The organism is Micromonospora sp. S-DT3-3-22 (genome assembly GCF_015354745.1).
In the GTDB taxonomy this organism is placed as follows: domain Bacteria; phylum Actinomycetota; class Actinomycetes; order Mycobacteriales; family Micromonosporaceae; genus Micromonospora; species Micromonospora wenchangensis.
Genome location: NZ_JACGMO010000028.1, coordinates 25,235 through 45,251 on the forward strand (window position 1 = coordinate 25,235; position 20,017 = coordinate 45,251).

15 protein-coding genes and 1 riboswitch are annotated in these 20,017 nt (G+C 73.0%); of the genes, 9 read left to right on the top strand and 6 right to left on the bottom strand.

Annotated elements, in window-relative coordinates:
• Nucleotides 1–30 precede the first annotated feature (30 nt).
• Nucleotides 31–390: a nuclear transport factor 2 family protein gene (locus H1A17_RS11085; RefSeq protein WP_145919351.1), complete on the top strand. Its 360-nt coding sequence runs from the start codon at nucleotides 31–33 to the stop codon at nucleotides 388–390.
• A 24-nt stretch (nucleotides 391–414) separates the two neighbouring features.
• Nucleotides 415–816 carry a hypothetical protein gene (locus H1A17_RS11090; RefSeq protein ID WP_145919352.1) on the top strand — a complete coding sequence of 134 codons (402 nt, stop codon included), beginning with the start codon at nucleotides 415–417 and terminating at the stop codon, nucleotides 814–816.
• Between the two features lie 33 nt (nucleotides 817–849).
• Here the strand turns inward: H1A17_RS11090 and H1A17_RS11095 are convergent, their stop codons facing one another.
• Complete coding sequence (locus tag H1A17_RS11095) at nucleotides 850–2,235, bottom strand: short-chain fatty acyl-CoA regulator family protein (RefSeq protein WP_168222457.1); 1,386 nt, start codon at nucleotides 2,233–2,235, stop codon at nucleotides 850–852.
• A 239-nt stretch (nucleotides 2,236–2,474) separates the two neighbouring features.
• Here H1A17_RS11095 and aceA point away from each other — a divergent pair, with 239 nt between their 5' ends.
• From aceA to H1A17_RS11120, 5 genes are all read left to right on the top strand, one after another.
• On the top strand, nucleotides 2,475–3,746 hold the full coding sequence (gene aceA / locus H1A17_RS11100) for an isocitrate lyase (RefSeq protein WP_194821788.1): 1,272 nt from the start codon (nucleotides 2,475–2,477) through the stop codon (nucleotides 3,744–3,746).
• On the top strand, nucleotides 3,743–5,350 hold the full coding sequence (gene aceB / locus H1A17_RS11105) for a malate synthase A (protein ID WP_194821789.1): 1,608 nt from the start codon (nucleotides 3,743–3,745) through the stop codon (nucleotides 5,348–5,350). The genes aceA and aceB overlap by 4 nt, the downstream gene beginning before the upstream one ends.
• Nucleotides 5,351–5,499: 149 nt before the next feature.
• Entirely contained in the window at nucleotides 5,500–7,041 is a 1,542-nt protein-coding gene (locus tag H1A17_RS11110; RefSeq protein WP_194821790.1) for a glycoside hydrolase family 43 protein, read from the top strand.
• Between the two features lie 244 nt (nucleotides 7,042–7,285).
• Nucleotides 7,286–8,917, top strand: coding sequence for an ABC-F family ATP-binding cassette domain-containing protein (locus tag H1A17_RS11115; protein WP_194821791.1), 1,632 nt, complete (start codon nucleotides 7,286–7,288; stop codon nucleotides 8,915–8,917).
• Between the two features lie 103 nt (nucleotides 8,918–9,020).
• Entirely contained in the window at nucleotides 9,021–10,355 is a 1,335-nt protein-coding gene (locus H1A17_RS11120) for a PIG-L family deacetylase (protein ID WP_194821792.1), read from the top strand.
• 62 nt (nucleotides 10,356–10,417) lie between these two features.
• Here the strand turns inward: H1A17_RS11120 and H1A17_RS11125 are convergent, their stop codons facing one another.
• From H1A17_RS11125 to H1A17_RS11135, 3 genes are all read right to left on the bottom strand, one after another.
• Nucleotides 10,418–11,395: a ribonucleotide-diphosphate reductase subunit beta gene (locus H1A17_RS11125; RefSeq protein ID WP_228543325.1), complete on the bottom strand. Its 978-nt coding sequence runs from the start codon at nucleotides 11,393–11,395 to the stop codon at nucleotides 10,418–10,420.
• Nucleotides 11,396–11,448: 53 nt separating this feature from the next.
• Nucleotides 11,449–13,824: a ribonucleoside-diphosphate reductase subunit alpha gene (locus H1A17_RS11130; protein ID WP_194821793.1), complete on the bottom strand. Its 2,376-nt coding sequence runs from the start codon at nucleotides 13,822–13,824 to the stop codon at nucleotides 11,449–11,451.
• A gap of 119 nt (nucleotides 13,825–13,943) precedes the next feature.
• A riboswitch (cobalamin riboswitch) is annotated at nucleotides 13,944–14,157 on the bottom strand.
• 28 nt (nucleotides 14,158–14,185) lie between these two features.
• Nucleotides 14,186–15,073, bottom strand: a complete 888-nt coding sequence (locus tag H1A17_RS11135) for a helix-turn-helix transcriptional regulator (RefSeq protein WP_145919360.1) — start codon at nucleotides 15,071–15,073, stop codon at nucleotides 14,186–14,188.
• 127 nt (nucleotides 15,074–15,200) lie between these two features.
• Between H1A17_RS11135 and H1A17_RS11140 the strand changes: the two genes are divergently transcribed.
• Both H1A17_RS11140 and H1A17_RS11145 read left to right on the top strand, forming a co-directional pair.
• Nucleotides 15,201–16,103: an oxidoreductase gene (locus tag H1A17_RS11140; protein ID WP_145919361.1), complete on the top strand. Its 903-nt coding sequence runs from the start codon at nucleotides 15,201–15,203 to the stop codon at nucleotides 16,101–16,103.
• A gap of 55 nt (nucleotides 16,104–16,158) precedes the next feature.
• The gene (locus H1A17_RS11145; protein ID WP_145919362.1) at nucleotides 16,159–16,878 is read left to right on the top strand and encodes a hypothetical protein; all 720 of its coding nucleotides are present in this window, start codon (nucleotides 16,159–16,161) and stop codon (nucleotides 16,876–16,878) included.
• Nucleotides 16,879–16,933: 55 nt separating this feature from the next.
• On the opposite strand, the gene H1A17_RS11150 is transcribed toward H1A17_RS11145, so the two are convergent.
• A complete protein-coding gene (locus H1A17_RS11150; protein ID WP_194821794.1) occupies nucleotides 16,934–17,527 on the bottom strand; it encodes a TetR/AcrR family transcriptional regulator in 594 nt (197 codons plus the stop codon).
• Between the two features lie 7 nt (nucleotides 17,528–17,534).
• Nucleotides 17,535–19,913, bottom strand: a complete 2,379-nt coding sequence (locus H1A17_RS11155; RefSeq protein ID WP_194821795.1) for a PEP/pyruvate-binding domain-containing protein — start codon at nucleotides 19,911–19,913, stop codon at nucleotides 17,535–17,537.
• Nucleotides 19,914–20,017 lie beyond the last annotated feature (104 nt).

Here is a 20,017-nt window from a genome sequence, read left to right on the forward strand (position 1 = left end):
CACCCACCACCCGAGCAGAGGGGACCCTCCATGACCGACACCAGCCCGGTGGCGGCGTTCTTCGCCGCCTGTGACGCCGACGACCTGGACGCCGCCGCCGACTGCTTCGCCCCCGACGGCGTGTGGATCGTCGCGGCCGGCCCCGAACCGGGCCACACCTACCACCGCAAGGAGATACCCGGGTTCCTCGCCGAGATCATCGGCAAGCGCGACGAACTCGACGCCGCCGGCGCCCGCATGGTGTACGGCGACCGCATCGTCGTGGCGGACCGGGAGTTCCTGGAGTTCCGCTGCGAGTCCGCGACCGGCGAGGTGCTCGAACGGGGCGTGGACGTGTTCACGCTGCGCGACGGCAAGATCCTGGTCAAGGACGTCTTCCGCAAGGCCTGACCCCCAACACGGAAAGAGGCGACCATGTACGACAACCTCCACGAGATCCTCACCTCGTTCGGTGCGGACATCGACTTCGAGAACCCGAAGCTCGGGCAGAGCGGGTGGTACAAGGCGGACCTGGTGGTCCCGGACGAGGGCCGGGTGGGCACCGTCGACGGCGGGTACCGGCTGGTCCTGCACCGTGAGTCCGACGGGATGCCGATGGTGCACCTGTCGGAGACGCTGTCGTTCCCGCAGGGGGACGTGCACGTGCAGGCGTGGGCGGAGTTTCCCAACCTGAGCAACGGCGACTGGTTGTACTGCCCGGCGGTGGGGATCAGCGGGGAGCTGACCGGCCGGCAGGGCTTCCGCCAGTGGCGCCCGGTGGAACTGGGCAAGCTCGCCGAAGCCAAGGTGATCCTCTTTACCAGCCCCACCTCGTGACGTCCGCGCGCCCGTTCCGGCCCGCCGCCGGGATCAGCCCTTCAACGGGTACGGGATGAAGGTGCTGCGGTTCTCGTCCAGGTCGAGCCGGCCGCTGATCGGCGCGGCGGCCCGCTGCGGGCAGGTCATCCGCTCGCAGGTCTTGCACCCCGGGCCGATCGAGGTGACGGCGTCGGCGTCGTACAGGTCGATGCCCCGGGAGTAGACCAGCCGGTCGGCGTGCCGGATCTCGCAGCCGAGCCCGATCGCGTAGACCTTGCCGGGCTGGTTGTAGCCGCCGTGGTGCCGGGTGATGGTGCGGGCGATCCACAGGTAGCGCTGCCCGTCGGGCATCGCGGCCACCTGCACCACCACCCGGCCGGGCGCGCTGAACGCCTCGTAGACGTTCCACAGCGGACAGGTGCCGCCGGTGAGCGAGAACGGGAAGCCGGTGGCGGACTGGCGTTTGGACAGGTTGCCGGCCCGGTCGACCCGGACGAACGAGAACGGCACCCCGCGCGCCCGGGGCCGTTGCAGCGTGCTGAGCCGGTGGCAGACGGTCTCCCAGCCCATCGTGAAGTGCTGGGTGAGCAGGTCGATGTCGTACCGGTGCTGTTCGGCCGCCGCGAGGAACGGCCCGTACGGCAGGATCAGCGCGGCGGCGAAGTAGTTGGCCAGGCCGACCCGGGTGAGGATCTGGGTCTGCGGGTCGTCGAACCGTTCCTCCTCCACGATCTCGTCGATCACGTCGGCGTACTCCAGCAGGGCGATCTGCGCCGCCATCCGCATCGCCTCCTGCCCGGCCCGCAGCGACGTCGACAGGTGCAGGGTGCGGGTCTGCGGCCGGTAGCGGTGCAGTTCGTCGCCGAGCAGGGTGGCGTCGTCGCGGCGTACCTGCACGCCGTGCCGCTGGGCGAGCCGGTCCTGGAGGGTGGACCGGACCTCGCCGCGGCGCATCCCGATCGTCGCGGCGAGCCGTTCGGCCGCCTCGTCCAGATCCGGCACGTAGTTCTGCCGCCGGTAGAAGAACTCGGTCACCCGGTCGTGCGGGCTGCGCCCGACCGTCTCCCGGTCGCCCAGCAGTTCGGCGAGCTGCTCGTCGGCCTGCCGGTAGCGGCGGTGCAGGTCGAGGACGGCCTCCGCGACCTCGGGCAGCCGGGTGGCGAGTTCGGTGAGGTCGGCGACGCCCGGCCGGCCGGGCAGCGCCTCGCGCAGCCCGGCGACCAGCCGGGGCGTGTCCCGGGGGGCGAAGACCGTCGGGTCGACGCCGAACACCTCGGTGATGCGCATCAGCACCGGCACGGTCAGCGGCCGGGTGTCGTGCTCGATCTGGTTGAGGTAGCTGGGCGAGATGTTGAGCAGCCGGGCCAGCCGGGACTGGCTCAACGCGCGGTCCTCGCGCATCCGGCGCAGCCGGGCACCCGCGAAGGTCTTGCTCACCACGCTCACCTCCCCGCTGCTCTTTCAGCAGCCCAGCACCCCTTGGCAGAGTGCGAATATACCTGTTCGCAACTTCGCAGAACCGGGTGTGAACTTCTCAGAACTTGGCTTCTTCCGTCCCTCGACCACGCCCCGGACCCCGTGTGACCGTGGGTGACACGCCGGCCGGGCGACGCGTTCGCACCGCCGGACGGCACGACGGCCGGTGCCGGCGTCACGACATCCGAGGAGACGAGATCATGCAGAACGCCGTGGAGCGGTTGCGTACCGAGTGGGAGACCGACCCCCGCTGGCAGGGGGTGCGCCGCAGCTACCGCGCCGAGGACGTGGTCCGCCTGCGCGGGGCCGTCCAGGAGGAGCACACCCTGGCCCGCCGTGGGGCGGAGCGGCTGTGGCGGCTGCTGCACACCGAGGACTACGTCCACGCCCTGGGCGCGCTCACCGGCAACCAGGCCGTGCAGATGGTCCGGGCCGGGCTCAAGGCCATCTACCTCTCCGGCTGGCAGGTGGCCGCCGACGCCAACCTCGCCGGGCACACCTACCCCGACCAGAGCCTCTACCCGGCCAACTCGGTGCCCACCGTGGTGCGCCGGATCAACAACGCGCTGCTGCGCGCCGGGCAGATCACCACCGCCGAGGGCGACGACGACGGCATCGACTGGCTCGCGCCGATCGTCGCCGACGCCGAGGCCGGCTTCGGCGGCCCGCTCAACGCCTACGAGCTGATGACCGCCATGATCGGGGCCGGCGCGGCGGGCGTGCACTGGGAGGACCAGCTCGCCGCCGAGAAGAAGTGCGGCCACCTGGGCGGCAAGGTGCTCGTCCCGACCGGCCAGCACGTCCGTACCCTGGAGGCGGCGCGGCTCGCCGCGGACGTGGCCGGGGTGCCGTCGGTGGTGATCGCCCGCACCGACGCGCAGGCCGCCACGCTGCTCACCACCGACGTCGACGAGCGGGACCGGCCGTTCGTCACCGGCGAGCGCACCGCCGAGGGGTTCTACCGGGTGCGCAACGGCATCGAGCCGTGCATCGCCCGGGGCCTGGCCTACGCCCCGCACGCCGACCTGCTGTGGATGGAGACCTCCACCCCCGACCTGGCGGTGGCCCGCCGCTTCGCCGAGGCGGTCAAGGCCGAGTACCCGGACCAGCTCCTCGCCTACAACTGCTCGCCGTCGTTCAACTGGCGCAAGCACCTCGACGACTCGACCATCGCGAAGTTCCAGCGGGAACTCGGCCACCTCGGCTACCGGTTCCAGTTCATCACCCTGGCCGGCTTCCACGCCCTCAACTACTCGATGTTCGACCTGGCCCGGGGTTACGCCGCCGACGGCATGTCCGCCTACGTGGCGTTGCAGGAGCGGGAGTTCGCCGCCGAGGCATCCGGCTACACCGCCGTCAAGCACCAGCGTGAGGTCGGCACCGGCTACTTCGACCTGATCAGCACCGTGCTCAACCCGGCCGCCGAGACCACCGCCCTGCGCGGCTCCACCGAAGAGGAGCAGTTCGCATGAGGTACGAGATCATCGGCCCGCTGGCCGACCGGTTCGACGAGGTCCTCACCCCTGCGGCGCTGGAGTTCCTGGTCGCGCTGGACAGTGAGTTCGCCGCCCGCCGGGTGGCCCTGCTGGACACCCGCCGGGCCCGCCGGGACCGCTACGCCACCGGCCAGTTCCCCGACTTCCTGCCGGAGACCGCCGCGATCCGCGCCGACCCGGACTGGCGGGTCGCCCCGCCGGCACCGGGGCTCCAGGACCGGCGGGTCGAGATCACCGGCCCGACCGACCGCAAGATGACTGTCAACGCGCTCAACTCCGGGGCCCGGGTGTGGCTCGCCGACTTCGAGGACGCCACCGCACCGACCTGGCACAACGTCATCTCCGGCCAGCTCAACCTGATCGACGCCCTGGACCGGCGGATCGACTTCACCGACCCGCGCGGCAAGCGGTACGCCCTCGGCGCGCAGCTCGCCACGATCGTCGTCCGGCCACGCGGCTGGCACCTGGTGGAGAAGGGCATCGTGGTGGACGGCCGGCCCATCTCGGCCAGCCTGGTCGACTTCGGGCTCTACCTGTTCCACTGCGCGCAGCGGCAGCTCGACGCGGGCGCCGGGCCGTACTTCTACCTGCCGAAGCTGGAAGGGCACCGGGAGGCACGGCTGTGGAACGACATCTTCGTCTTCGCCCAGCAACGCCTCGGCCTGCCCCGGGGCACCATCCGGGCGACCACGCTGATCGAGACGATCACCGCCGCCTTCGAGATGGAGGAGATCCTCTACGAGCTGCGGGAACACTCGGCGGGGCTGAACGCCGGCCGGTGGGACTACATCTTCAGCGTGATCAAGAACTTCGGGCAGTGGGCCGACTTCGTCCTGCCCGACCGGTCCGAGGTCACCATGACGGTGCCGTTCATGCGGGCGTACACCGAGCTGCTGGTGGCGACCTGCCACCGGCGCGGGGCGCACGCGATCGGCGGGATGGCCGCGTTCATCCCGAGCCGGGACCCGCAGTTCAACGAGGTGGCCCTCGACCGGGTCCGGGCCGACAAGCGGCGGGAGGCCGGCGACGGGTTCGACGGCTCCTGGGTGGCCCACCCGGGCCTGGTCGACACCTGCCGTCGGGAGTTCGACGCGGTGCTGGGTGACCGCCCGCACCAGCTCGACCGGCTGCGGGACGACGTCGCCGTCACCGCCGCCGACCTGCTCGCCGTCGACAAGACCCCCGGCCGGGTCACCGCCGCCGGGGTGCGGGCCAACATCGCCGTCGCGGTGCGCTACGTCGACGCGTGGCTCGGCGGCACCGGCGCGGTGGCGCTGGGGAACCTGATGGAGGACGCGGCGACCGCCGAGATCGCCCGCTGCCAGGTCTGGCAGTGGCTGCACCACGGCACCCCGCTGGCCGACGGCGGCTGCGTGACCGAGGACCTGGTCCGGTCGGTCCTCGCGGAGGAGTTGGCCGCCCTGGTCGCCGGGCGCGACGGCGAGGACCGGGAACGGGCCGGCCGGGCGGCGCGGATCGTCGAGGACACCGCCCTCGGCGAGGACCTGCCGGCGTTCTTCACCACCGGCGCGTACGCCCGGCACCTCGGCCCGGTCCGGCGTCCCGTGCCGGTGGGCTGACCCGTCACCGCGCGGCCGGGAGGCGGCCCGACGGCCCCTCCCGGCCGGTGCCGGCCCGGCGGCCGGCGTCGGGTGGGGCAGCAGGCGGTGCCGCCCCGTGGGATCGTGAGCGGGTATCCATCCTGATCACGATCCCAGGGGGTTGGTGGATGAATCCGGTCGGGGCCGACGCGGTGACCGGGGGTGCGGCCGGCTGGGGCGACGGCACCTTCGCCAACCCGGTGCTGGCCGGCTTCCATCCCGACCCGAGCGTCTGCCGGGTCGGCGACGACTACTACCTGGCCTGCTCCAGCTTCGAGTACTTCCCCGGGGTGCCGCTGTTCCACAGCCGGGACCTCGTGCACTGGGAGCAGATCGGCAACGCGCTGGACCGGCCCGGTCAGCTCACCCTGCCGGTCGACATGCCGTCGTCGGCCGGGGTGTACGCGCCGACCCTGCGCCACCACGACGGCCGGTTCTGGCTGATCGTGACCAACTGCGCGGACGGCGGCGGCACCCTGATCTGCACCGCCACCGACCCGGCCGGCCCCTGGTCGGACCCGGTCCGGGCACCCGGGGTGGACGGCATCGACCCCGACCTCGCCTGGGACGACGACGGCACCTGCTGGTGCACGTACGCCGGGATCGGGCAGGTGCGCCTCGACCCGGAGACCGGACGCACCCTCGGCCCGGTCCGGCGGCTGTGGTCCGGCGCGGCGGGGGCGCAGGCCCCGGAGGCGCCGCACCTGTACCGGATCGGTGACCACTGGTACCTGCTGATCGCCGAGGGCGGCACCGAACGCGGGCACGCCGTCTCGATCGCCCGCGCGACCAGACCCGACGGCCCGTACGAGCCGGGCCCGGCCAACCCGATCCTCACCCACCGGGGCACCCACCGGCCGATCCAGAACACCGGCCACGCCGACCTGGTCGAGGGGCCCGACGGATCGTGGTGGCTGGTGCTGCTCGGGGTCCGCCCCGGCGGCGGCACCCCCGGCTGGCACGTGCTCGGGCGGGAGACGTTCCTGGCCCCGGTGACCTGGGTCGACGGCTGGCCGGTGGTCGGCGCGGTCACGCCGACGATGGCCGCCCCGCCGTGGGCCGCGCACCCCGTCGCCCCGCCGCCCGTACGCGACGACTTCGACGCCGACCGGCTGCACCCCCGCTGGGTGTCGGTGCGGTCCCGGCCGGCGGAGGTCTGGTCGTTGGGCGAACGGCCCGGCTGGCTGACGCTGCGGGCCCGGGGCACGTCGCCGGACGCGCCGGACGTCACGTTCGTCGGCCGCCGCCAGCAGCACCCGTCGTGCCGGGTCGGGACCGTGGTCGATCCGGGCGACGGGCGCGGCGGTCTGGTGGTCCGCCTGGACGAACGGCACCACTACGACATCGAGGCGGGCGGCGGCGCGGTGCGGGTCGTGGCCCGGATCGGATCGGTGCTGTCGACGCTCGCCACCCGGCCGGTCGGGCCCGGCCCGGTCCACCTGCGCGTCGAGGTGCTCGCCCCGGCCCCCGGCGACTGGCACCCCGCCAAGGAACCCGACCAGCTCCGGCTCGGCGTCGAGCGCCCGGACGGGACCTTCGACGTGCTGGCCGAACTCGACGGCCGGTACCTGTCGACCGAGGTCGCCGGCGGCTTCACCGGCCGGGTCATCGGCATGTACGCGGCGGATGGCGTCGTCGCGTTCGACTGGTTCGACTACGCGCCGCGCTAGCCCACCTGCGCCGGGCGTGCGTCGGGCGTGCGTCGGCCCGCCCGCGCCGGGCCGACCGGGTTATTCTGGTCGGGTCGACCAGGACAGGGAGCAGACCGTGGCAGGTGACGACGACATCTCCGGGTGAACACCCGGCTGCGGTGACCGACGGGGCACGATCCCCCGCCGCGTCGCCCATGTCGTCCTGCCCTGTTCACCCCGGGCAGCGCCTACGCGCCCGGATCACCTGTCTCCGAGGTCCGTCATGTCCGACAGTTTCGTCGTCTGCTCCAACCTGTCCTTCTCCTGGCCGGATGACACCCCGGTCGTCGAGGACCTGTCGTTCTCCCTTCCCGGTGGCCGCACCGGCCTGGTCGCGGCGAACGGGGCCGGCAAGTCCACCCTGCTGCGGCTCATCGCCGGCGAACTGCGCCCCACCGGGGGCAGCGTCACCGTGGAAGGGGTGCTGGGCTACCTGCCGCAGCACCTGCCGTTCGCGATGCGGCAGACCGTGGCCGAGGTGCTCGGGGTCGACCGCGTCGTCGCCGCGCTGCACGCCATCGAGGCCGGTGACGCCGCCGAGGAGCACTTCGCCACCGTCGGCGACGACTGGGACGTCGAGGACCGCACCCGTCTCGCCCTCGACCGGCTCGGCCTGACCGGGGTGACGCTGGACCGCCGGCTCGGCACCCTCAGCGGCGGTGAGGTGGTTTCCCTCGGCCTCGCCGCCGAGCTGCTCAAACGGCCCGACGTGCTGCTGCTCGACGAGCCCACCAACAACCTCGACCGACCGGCGCGGGCGCGCCTGCTCGCCGTGCTGCGGTCCTGGCCGGGTGCGCTGCTCGTGGTCAGCCACGACCGGGAACTGCTGGACGAGATGGACCGCATCGCCGCCCTCGACCACGGCGGGCTCCGCTGGTACGGCGGCAACTTCACCCACCACGAGCAGGTGGTACGGGTCGAGCGGGAGGTCGCCGAGCGGCAGGTGCGTCAGGCCGAACAGGACGTGAAACGGCAGAAGCGGGAACTCCAGCAGGCCCGCGAGCGGGCGGCCCGCCGGGCCTCGACCGCCGCCCGGAACCTGTCCGACGCGGGGCTGCCCCGGATCGTCGCCGGCAACCTCAAGCGGGAGGCGCAGGTGTCGGCGGCCAGGGCCCAGGACGTGCACACCGCCCGGGTCGGCGACGCCCAGGCCCGGCTGGACCAGGCGAGCGGGGCCGCCCGCCGCGACGACCACCTCGTCCTCGACCTGCCGGACACGACGGTGCCCACCGGCCGGACCGTCTTCCACGGCGAGGGAATGCGGGCCGGATACGACGGCCGGCCGGTCTTCGCCGGTGCGGGGGTCGGCCTGGACATCCGGGGACCGGAACGGATCGCCCTGACCGGGCCGAACGGTGCGGGCAAGTCGACGCTGCTGCGGCTGATCGGTGGGCGGCAGGAACCGGACTCCGGCACCGCCACCCGGGCCCAGGGTCGGGTGGCGTACCTGTCGCAGCGCCTCGACCTGCTCGACCCGGACCGTACGGTCGCGGAGAACCTCGCCGGGTTCGCGCCGGCGCGGGCCGAGGCGGAGCGGATGAACCTGCTGGCCCGGTTCCTGTTCCGGGGTGCCCGCGTCCACCTGCCGGTCGGCGCGCTGTCCGGTGGCGAACTGCTGCGCGCCACCCTGGCCTGCGTCCTGTTCGCCGAGCCGGCACCGCAGCTGCTCCTGCTCGACGAGCCCACCAACAACCTGGACCTGGTCAGCGTGGCGCAGTTGGAGAGCGCGCTGCTGGCGTACCGGGGGGCGTTCGTGGTGGTCAGTCACGACGACCGGTTCCTCGCCGGGATCGCCGTGGACCGCTGGCTCCGGTTGGCCGACGGCCGGCTCACCGAGACCGGGCCGCCGCGCTGACCCGGCCCGGCCGTCCGACGCCGGGGGCCGTCGTGACGGGGCAGAGGTTGACGTTCGTCCATGGTAGAAAGAGGACGCACGCTACTGCTACGGGGAGGTAACCGTGCGTCACTTTGTCATGCGAACAGTTCGCCGTCGTCCGGCCCGGTGGTCGCTGGCCGTCGGGGTGGTGGCCGCCTGCGCGGCGGCTACCCTGGTCGGCCCGCCGGCCGCCCAGGCCGGGCCGGGCTGCCCGGCCGGAGCGATCATGAACGTGGTCGCCCACCAGGACGACGACCTGCTCTTCCTCAGCCCGGACCTGCTGCACGACGTGCAGACCAACCGTTGCGTCCGCACGGTCTTCGTCACGGCGGGCGACGCCGGCCGGGACAGCGCCTACTGGACCGGCCGGGAGACCGGGGCGCGGGCGGCGTACGCCCAGATGGCCGGGGTCGCCGACACCTGGACCCAGGCGGACGCCGGGATCAGCGGGCACCCGATCCCGATCTTCACCCTCACCGCCAAGCCCACCGTGTCGCTGGCCTTCCTCCGGCTCCCGGACGGATACCCCGGCGGCACCGGCCATCCGAACACCGGTTCGCAATGCCTGCAGAAGCTCTGGCTCAACGACATCTCGTCGATCACGTCGCTGGGCGCCGGCGCGTCCAGCTACAGCCGCTCCGGCCTGATCACCACCCTGGCCGGGCTGATGGCCGCCTACCAGCCGACCGCCGTCAACACCCAGGACCACGCCGGTGGGTTCGGCGACGGTGACCACAGCGACCACCACGCCGCAGCCTACTTCGCCCAAGCCGCCGAGCAGGCGTACGTCGGTTCGCCGACGTTCACCGGCTACCACGACTACAAGATCAAGAACTATCCGGCGAACCTGGGGTCGACCGACGTCGCCGCCAAGTCCGCGGCCTTCTTCGCCTACGGCCAGTACGACGACGGGGCCTGCACCAGCCTGCCCACCTGCGCCGGCTACGACTACCCGTACTTCCTCCAGCGGCAGTACAAGGTCCTCGGCCCCAACCTGGCCCGGACGGCCACCGTCACCGCGACCAGCCAGGACACCGGCAGCGGGCAGACGGCGGCCAAGGCCGTCGACGGGGTGATCGCCGGCTGGCCCGACGACCCGACCCGGGAGTGGGCGACCGTCTACGGCGGCGTCGGCACCCAGCTCACCCTGAGCTGGCCGGGCCCGCGCACCATCCGCCGGGTCGTCCTCTACGACCGGCCCAACCCCAACGACCAGATCACCGGCGGCACCCTGCTGTTCAGCGACGGCACCTCCACGGCCGTCGGCGCCCTGGACAACAGCGGCGGCCCGACGGAGATCATTCTCCCGGCGGCGAAGACGGTGACCAGCGTCAAGCTCACCGTCACCGGGGTCGGCGGCGGCACCGTCAACGTCGGCCTCGCCGAGATCGAGGTGTTCGGCAACGCCGGCCCCTGACCGACGGCCAGGCCCGGCCCGGTGGTCGCACGCCCCACCGGACCGGGCCCCGGCCACGCCGGTCAGAAGTCGTCGTCGAAGGTGACGCTGCCGCTGACCCCCACCTGGTACGCCGACACCCGCCGCTCGAAGAAGTTCGACAGCTCCTGCACGTCCTGCAGATCCATGAACGCGAACGGGTTCTGCGCCCCGTAGCGCGGCGCGATGCCGAGCTGGGCGAGCCGCCGGTCGGCGACGTGCTCCAGGTAGGCCCGCATGTCCTTAAGTGACAGCCCGGACACGCCCTGGTCGAGCAGGTCCTCGGCGAACTGCACCTCGCACTCGACGGCCTCGGCGAGCATCTCGGTCACCTGACGTTCCAGCTCGGCGTCGAACAGGTCCGGCTCCTCCCGCCGGGCGGTCTCCACCACGTCGAAGGCGAACGCCATGTGCATCGACTCGTCGCGGAACACCCAGTTGGTGCCCGACGCCAACCCGTTGAGCAGGCCCCGGGACCGCAGGAAGTAGACGTAGGCGAAGGCCCCGTAGAAGAACAGCCCCTCGATGCAGGCGGCGAAGCAGATCAGGTTGAGCAGGAACGCCCGCCGGTCCGCGCGGGTACGCAGCTCCCGCAGTTCGAATACCGAGTCGATCCAGCGGAAGCAGAACTCGGCCTTGCGCCGGATCGACGGGATGTTCTCGATGGCGGCGAACGCGGCGAACCGTTCCTGCTCGTCGGGCACGTACGTGTCGAGCAGGTTCAGGTAGAACTGCACGTGCACGGCTTCCTCGAACAGCTGCCGCGACAGGTAGAGCCGGCCCTCCGGTGAGTTGACGTGCTGGTAGAGGTTGAGCACCAGGTTGTTGGCGACGATCGTGTCACCGGTGGCGAAGAACGCCACCAGCCGGGACACCAGGTGCCGTTCGGCCGGCGAGAGCCGCTCCAGATCGGCCAGGTCGGAGTGCAGGTCGACCTCCTCCACCGTCCAGGTGTTGCGGATGGCGTCCCGGAACCGGTCGAAGAAGTGCGGGTAGCGCATCGGCCGCAGGGTGAGGTCCATGCCGGGGTCGAGCAGCAGCTGCCGCCCGGCGGTGCGGGGTTCGTCGACGGTGGTCACTGGCACGCCTCGCAGCTCTCGGGGTTCTCCAGGGAGCAGGCGAGCGCCTCGGCGTCGGCCGCGACGACCGGGGCGACGGTGACGGTGGCCTGCTGGATCCGGGTCGCCGGACGCGACCGCAGGTAGTAGGTGGTCTTCAGCCCGGACTTCCAGGCGTGCAGGTACATCGAGGACAGCTTGCCGATGGTAGGCGCGCTGAGGAACAGGTTCAGCGACTGCGACTGGTCGATGTACGGCGCCCGCGCGGCGGCCAGGTCGATCAGCGCCCGCTGCGGCAGCTCCCACGCGGTACGGAACAGCTCCCGCACCTCGGCGGGCAGGTCGACGATCCCCTGCACCGAACCCTCGGCCCGCTTGATCTGGTCGCGGATCTCCGACGTCCACAGCCCGCGCGCCTTCAGCTCCCGCACCAGGTACGTGTTGATCTGGAGGAACTCCCCGGACATGGTCTCCCGCTTGAACAGGTTGGACACCTGCGGCTCGATGCACTCGTAGCAGCCGGCGATCGACGCGATCGTGGCGGTCGGGGCGATCGCCACCAGCAGCGAGTTGCGCAGGCCGTGCGCCGCGATCCGGGTGCGCAGCGCGACCCACCGGTCGACCTGGGTGGGTTCGACCCCCCACAGGTCCGGGTGCAGGTCACCCCGGGCGGCCCGGGTCTCGGCGTACGCCGGGTGCGCGCCGAACCGTTCGGCGAGACCGGTCGACGTCTCCAGGGCGGTCAGGAAGATCTCCTCCTGGACCCGGGTGGACAACTCCCGGGCCCCGGCCGAGTCGAACGGCAGCCGCAGCGCGAACAACGCGTCCTGAAGCCCCATCAGCCCCAGCCCGACGGGCCGCCAGCGCGGGTTCGACACCGCCGCCTGCTCGGCCGGGTAGTAGTTGATGTCGATCACCCGGTCCAGGAACACCACCGCCGTGCGGACCGTCCCGCGCAGCTTGTCCCAGTCGACGCCGTCGTCGGTGAGGTGCGCGCCCAGGTTGACCGACCCGAGGTTGCACACCGCCGTCTCGGTGTCGCTGTTGACCTCCAGGATCTCGGTGCACAGGTTGGACAGGTGGATCGTGTTGCCCGGCACGCCGGTCTGGTTGGACAGCCGGTTCGCCGGGTCCTTGAACGTCATCCACCCGTTGCCGGTCTGCGCCAGGGTGCGCATCATCCGCCCGTACAGGTCCCGGGCCCGCACCGTGCGGACCGCCTTCTTCTCGGCGACCCGGTACGCGGCGTCGAACTCCTCGCCGTACAGGTCGGGCAGCTCCGGGGCGTCCGACGGGTCGATCAGCGACCACTCGCCGTCGGCCTCGACCCGGCGCATGAACTCGTCGGGGATCCAGTTGGCCAGGTTGAGGTTGTGGGTACGCCGGGCCTCCTCGCCGGTGTTGTCCCGCAGCTCCAGGAACTCCTCGATGTCCGGATGCCAGGGTTCCAGGTAGACGCAGGCCGCCCCCTTGCGCCGACCGCCCTGGTTGACCGCCGCCACCCCGGCGTCGAGGGTCTTCAGGAACGGCACGATCCCGTTCGACCTGCCGTTGGTGCCCCGGATCAGCGCGCCCCGGCCGCGCACCCGCGTGAAGGAGATGCCGATGCCGCCGGAGAACTTCGACAGCTTCGCCACCTGGTGGTAGCGCTCGTAGATCGAGTCCAGTTCGTCGCGCGGCGAGTCGACCAGGAAACACGACGACATCTGGGTGTGCCGGGTGCCCGAGTTGAACAACGTCGGGGAACTCGGCAGGTAGGCCAGCGACGACATCAGCCGGTAGAACCCGACCGCCTCGTCGGGCGTGCTGGACAGCCCGCAGGCCACCCGCAGCAGCCAGTACTGCGGCGTCTCCACCACCAGCCGCGACTGCGGGTGCCGCAGCAGGTAACGGTCGGCCACCGTACGCAGCCCGAAGTACTCGAACCGCAGGTCACCGGCCGGGTCGACGGCGTCGTCGAGCTGCCGGGCGTGCCGGGTAACGAACGCGGCGGTGTCGTCGGCGATCAGGCCGAGGCCGTGGGCGTACCGGATGGACTCGCTGAACGAGGTCACCTCCTGCCCGCGTACCTCCTTCTCCACGTACGCGGCCAACAACCGTGCTGCCAGCCGGGAGTACTGCGGTTCCGTGCCGATCAGCTCCGCCGCCGTCTGGATCGACAACTTGTCCAGCTCGGCGGTGGTCGCCCCGTCGTAGAGGCCGCTGATCGTCCTGGTGGCCACCCGCAGCGGGTCGACCTCGTCCAGGTCGGCGGCCCATCGGGCGACGGCCGTGACGATCCGGTTGACGTCCACCGGCTCGGTGTCGCCGTCGCGCTTGCGTACCCGCATCGCCGGCCGGCGTGGCCCCGCGCCGTCGACATCGGACGGTAGGCTCTCCGCTACGTTCGTCATGACCTCTCCTCGCTGTCACCGATGGCCATCGGACGCGGGAGAACGCCAACGGGCGCGGCACGGCGGCCGTCCCGGGTGCTGGCGTCGGTCGTCCCGCGCGACCTCCGACCGCCGCGCGCAGCAGCGCACGGCGCACTGGCAGGTCTTCGGACTCGCGGGCGTGACCGGGTCCGGTCGCCTACTGGCCGTCGCTTCCCAGACCTTACGGTCCAGTGCTCGATGACGGCGGTCGTTCCCACTTACCGCTGCGGGGCAGTCCCGGATTCCCACCGGGTTCCCTGTTGCCTCGACCGGACCACCGGGCCCGGTCGAACCAGCTGCGTGGCACACCATATATGGCGTGGATGGGGGAGAGGCAACACTAGATGTCGCGTCGGCGTGTCGGATAACTCTCATCCGACCGGCCGGTTGCCCGCAGTGACGCCAGCAGCCGCAGCGCGTCGGCGTCGGCGCTGCCCGGCTCGGCGGTGAAGACCAGCATGACCGGGCCGGGGTTGCCGGGCAGCGGGTAGGTGTCCCAGTCCAGGACGATGTCACCGACCTCGGGGACCTGGAAGGTCTTGGTGCCGTTGACCGATCCGCGCACGTCGTGCCGGGACCACAGCCGCCGGAACTCGGCGCTGCGGATGCTCAGCTCGCCGACGACGGCGGTGGCCCGGGGGTGGGTGGGGTCGGTGGCGACGGCGGCGCGCATCATGCCGATGTAGTCCATGGCCTGCCGCTCCCAGGCCGCGCAGCGCCGGGCACCGGTCGCCGCCTCGTCGAACATCAGCAGCAGCATGTTGAGCCGGTCCGGCGGGTAGCCCGCCGGGTCGCCGAGCAGCGCCACCGCCCACGTGTTCCAGGCGAGCAGGTCCAGGTGGCGGCCGAGCACCACCGCCGGGGTGTCCATCACCCGCAGCAGCCGCCGGGTGCTCTCCGGCACCCGCTCCGGGCCGTGGTCGACCCGGGCGGGCAGCGGCCGGCGGGCGGCACGGGCCAGGGTGAACAGGTGCCGGCGTTCCGCGTCGTCGAGGCCGAGCGCGGCGGCGAGCCCGTCCAGCACGTCGTCGGACGGGCGTACCTCCCGGCCCTGCTCCATCCGCTGGTAGTAGTCGGTGCTCAACCCGGCCAGCAGCGCCAGCTCCTCGCGGCGCAGCCCGGTGACCCGGCGTCGCCCGCCCGGCTCCAGGCCGACGTCGCGGGGGTGCAGCCGGCCGCGCCGGGCGCGCAGGAAGTCACCGAGTTCACGGGCGTACGGGTGGGTCATGTCGCCAGTGTGGCGCGGCCCGGACCGGCGCGGGTAGGTCTGCGGGACCTAGGCAACCGGGTACGACCGGTCCCGCCCGGCCGGCCCCTAGCGTCGGCGGTCCCACCCGACCGTCAGGGAGCAGCAGATGACCTGGACCGCCGACCACATCCCCGACCAGCACGGCCGCACCGCCGTCGTGACCGGCGCGAACTCCGGCCTCGGCCTGGTCACCGCCACCGCCCTGGCCCGCCGGGGCGCGCGGGTCGTGCTCGCCGTGCGCGACACCGCCGCCGGCCGGCAGGCCGCCCGTCACATCGGCGGCGACGCCGAGGTACGCGAACTGGACCTCGCCTCCCTCGCCTCGGTACGGGAATTCGCCGCCTCGCTGGCCGCCGACCGTCCGGTGCTCGACCTGCTGGTCAACAACGCCGGTGCGGTGCTGCTCGGCCCGCGCCGGACCAGCGTCGACGGCCACGAGCTGCACCTCGCCACCAACCTGCTGGGGCACTTCGCGCTGACCGGTCTGCTGCTGGGCAATCTGGGTGCGGCGCGGGCGGCCCGGGTGGTCAGCCTCAGCTCGATCACCCACCGCAGCGCGCACCTGGACTTCACCGACCTGATGGGGGAGCGCGGCTACCGGGGTGCCGGCGCGTACGGCCGGTCCAAGCTCGCCACCACCGTCTTCGGCATCGAACTGGACCGCCGGCTGCGCGCCACCGGATCGCCGGTGCTCAGCGTGCTGGCCCATCCCGGTGTCACCCGCACCAACCTGACCCCCCGGGCCTGGTCCCACCAGGGCCGGCGCGGCCGGGTGATCGCCCGGCTCGGCCTGCTGGCCACCCAACCGGTCGAGCAGGGTGCGCTGCCCCAACTGCGCGCCGCCACCGACCCGCAGGTCCACGGCGGCCAGTTCTTCGGCCCGGCCCGGTTCTTCCAGACCCGGGGGCCGGTCACCGAGGTGCGGGCCAGCCGGGAGGCCACCGACCCCGCCGTCGGCCGGCGGCTGTGGACGGCGGCCGAGGAACTGACCGGCGTCCGCTATCTCTGACGCAGGGCCGCACTAGCATGGCTGCGGTCGGTGACGGCGGTGGAGACGAGGCGACATGGGATGGCTCGGGCGGGTGCTGGGCGGCGGGGGCCGGCAGGTCCAGGACGATCCGGTCCGGCAGGCGGCGCTGTCGGCCGAGGTACGGCAGCGCTTCGGCGCGCACCTGGCCGTCCGCCCGGCCGAGCAGGTGGCGGCGATGGTCCGGCTGCTCGACGACGGCGACGGCCTGGCGGTGGCGGCCTCGATCGTCGGTGAGTTCGCCGACGCCGCCCACGCGGACCTGCTGGCCCAGACGGCGGAGCTGTACCGGCGTACCGGCCAGCGGTTCCCGGTGGACCGGCGCAACTACCGGCCGCTGTGGCGCGAGGCGGGTGGCCGGCTGCACTGGCCGCTGTTCGCGCTGCCGGGCGGCCTGCACCCGTACGTGCACGTCGCCGCCGCCACCACTGTCGTCGGCACCCGGGCGGCGCAGTTCGTCCGGGGCACCGACCCCCATCCGCTGCTCGCCCGCCTGTTCGAGGTGCTCGACCTCACCACCTGCGGCTGGGAGTACGGCCGGGTGCGGGTGGACCACGACGGGGCGTCGCTGGTCGGTCGACTGATCTCGACCACCCGGGACGTCCGGGCGGCGATGAAGGAACCTCCGTCGCTGCCGCCGTCGGTGCGGGAACTCATGCGCACCAACCGGACGGTCGACGTCTTCGACCTCACCGGCGACCGGGTGGTCGGCACGATCAACGTGGGCGGCGAGCTGCGGCCGGCCCTGCTCACCTGACGTCGCCGGGGGTGGACGCCGACGGCGTCCACCCCCGGCTGCCGGTCAGCTGCGGTCAGGCGAAGAGCAGGTCCAACTGGTGGTCGAGGACCGCGGTCGCCTGCGCCGGGGTGTACTGCCCGCCGAGCAGGTACACCCCCAGCCCCTCCACCATCGCCAGCAGCCCCGCCGCGGCGTCCGACGCCGCCTCCGCCCGGCCGGCGAGCGGTGCCGGTGGCTGCGGCAGCAGCCCGGCGATGAACTCCACCAGTTGCGCGGTGTCCGGCCGCAGCCCGGGGGCCGCCGCCGGGTGCAGGGCGGTCCAGGAGAGGAACGCCAACGCCACCCGCCCGTCCCCGCGTGCCGCCTCGTCCAGCGGCAGCAACGCCGCCAGCAGGGTGCGCAGCAACAGCCGGGGCTGCGGGTCCGGGCCGAGTGCCGCGACCGCCGCCTCGACCCGGGCCCGGCCCCGGTCACGGACGACGGACAGCGCGAACGCCATCATCTCGTCCTTGGTGGTGAAGTAGTGCTGCACCATGCCGGCGGAGACCCCCGCCTCGGCGGCCACGTGCCGCAGGCTCACCGCCTCCAGACCCCGGTCGGCGGCGACCCGCATGAGCGCGTCCGCGATCAGCGTGCGCCGCTGACGGGGATCGACCTTCCTGGGCATCGGGGGCCTACCGCGCCGTCGTCACGGTGCCGGCCGCACCGTCCACGGTGATCACCTGACCGGTGACGATCCGCGACGTGGCGCCCGGCACGCTGATCACGGCCGGAATGCCGTACTCGCGGGCCACCGTGGGGCCGTGCGCCATGATCGCGCCGGTCTCGGTGACCAGCGCCCCGGCGGTCAGGAACAGTGGCGTCCAGCCCGGGTCGGTGGTGGCGGTCACGAGGATCTCCCCGGGTTCGAGGTGCGCGGTGGCCGGGTCGGTGATCACCCGGGCCGGGCCGGTCACCCTACCCGTCGCCGCCCCCACGCCCCGCAGCAGACCTGCCCCGTCGGCGGGGGCCGGCAGGGTGCTCTCCACGTCGGTCCCGTCGGACAGCAGCGCCACCGGCACCGCCCGGCGGCGCAACTCGCGCCGGTGCGTCGCCCGTCGTCGCGCGACCAGCCCGGCCAGGTCGGCACCGTCGAGGGCCGCCTCGACCTCGTCGAGGGTGAGGAACATGACGTCGTCCGCCGTCGGGAACAGCGTCGCCCCGATGAGCAGCAACTGCTCGCGTACGGTCCGGAGCCGGTACAGCCCGGCGAACTTGCCGGACTCCCGCAGCCCCGCCAGCCGTCGTGCCCGCCGCAGCAGGAAGACCGCGATCCGGCCCCGCACCGGGCGACGTCGGCGGACCCGGGCGGCCAGCTCGTCCAGCGCGGCCCCGGCAGCTGCGGCGGCCTCGGCGAAGCGCCGGTCGGGTGCCTGCGCGGGATCGGTCAGCCGCAGGTAGTTGGCGATCACCGCGAAGACCGGGGTGGGGTCCTCGGCCCAGCGCGGCACCCCGACGTCGGCCTCGGCCGCCGCCCGGTGGCCGTACCGGGACAGGAAGGTGGACAGCCCGATCTCGGGGAGCGCGCCCCGCAGGTACCGGGCCGACAGCTCGCCCGGTGGCGTGCCGAGGAGCAGCTCGCGGTGCTCGCGGGCGGCGCAGGCCAGCGCCCACAGCGCGAGGTCCATCTCGATGGTCACGTTGTGCGGGACGCCGCGCAGCACGGCGTGGACGTCGTCCTCGGTGGCGACCCCCTTGAGTAGGTGGGCGGGCAGGGCCGAGGCGAGCATCCCGGCCACGATCGGCCAGGTGATGTCGTCGGCGGCACCGTCGTCGCCGTCGCCGTGGTCACGGACGAACCGCAGCCGCTCGTGGGCCGTCCGCAGGTGCGGCGACGCCGTCGACTCGGCCCGTAGCCGGTCGACGGCCGCGAGCAGCCGGTGCCGTGCCGCGTCCGGTCGGGCCAGCGCCCGCAGGATGCCCCGTAGTGCCCGCAGGGCCGTACCCAGCGAGGCGTCCGCCGGGCGGCGGGACCTGCCGGGGGACGGTGCGAACCGGGGGTCCCGCAGGACGTGTTCCATCACGGCCTGAGCGCGGGGTCCGAAGTCGACGGCCATCAGCCGGACGAGCCGCCGGCGGCTGGCCGGCCGGCGGACCAGGTCGGTCAGGTCGCCGTAGAGCCGCCCGCCGATGTCCACGATCTCCACCCGCATCCCGAGCGAGGCGACCATGGCGGCGATCACCCTGCGCAGCGTGGACACGCCCATCGGGGTGACCGGTCGCAGCATCCCCTGCACGTTGCCGAACTCGACGTACACCCGAAGGTCGTCGGTCTGCGGCGGCAGCGGGAACAGCGTGGTGACCGGCCGCGACTGGAGCAACCACAGCGTCCCGTCGTGGTCGAGGGCCCACTCGACGTCCTGCGGCGTGCCGAAGTGCGCCTCGATCCGCCGGCCGGCGGCCCACAGCGCATCCCGCCACCCGGGCTCCGGCCGCCGCCCGTCGCTGCCGGCCGGGCCGGTCAGGACGACGCGCGTCACGTCGGTGCGGCCGTCGACGACCGTCGTGCCCGGGCCCGGCCCGACCTCGACGAGCATCTCGGTGCGGTTGCCGGTGACCGGGTTCGCCGTGTAGAGCACGCCGGCCCGGACCGGGGTGACCATCCGCTGCACCACCACCGCCATGTGCACGTCGGCGGGGTCGCTCCCGCGTGCCTCCCGGTAGGCCGCCGCCCGGCTGCCGTGCAGCGACTTCCAGCACGTGCCGATCGCCGCCACCAGGTCCGCCTCGCCCTCGACGTCCAGCACCGTGTCGTACTGGCCGGCGAAGCTGGCGTCCGGGAGGTCCTCGTCGGTCGCGCTCGACCGCACCGCCACCGGGCCGCCGCCCAGCCGCGCGTACGCCGCCCGGACCTCGTCCTGCGGAACCACCCCGGCCCGGTGCGCCTCGGTGGTCACGCAGAACCCCTCCGGCACCCGCTCGCCGGCGCGGATCAGCTCGCCGAGTCCGGCCGCTTTGCCGCCGACCAGCGGGACCAGGCCGGCATGTGCCTCGGACAGGGGGATCACCGACACCTGCGCCTCCCTTTGCAATACGACTGCATTGCAAAAGAAGGTACGCGGGTTGCAGTGCAACTGCAACGCAAAAAGTCGCCCGTACCCGGAAGGCGGCCGTGGGC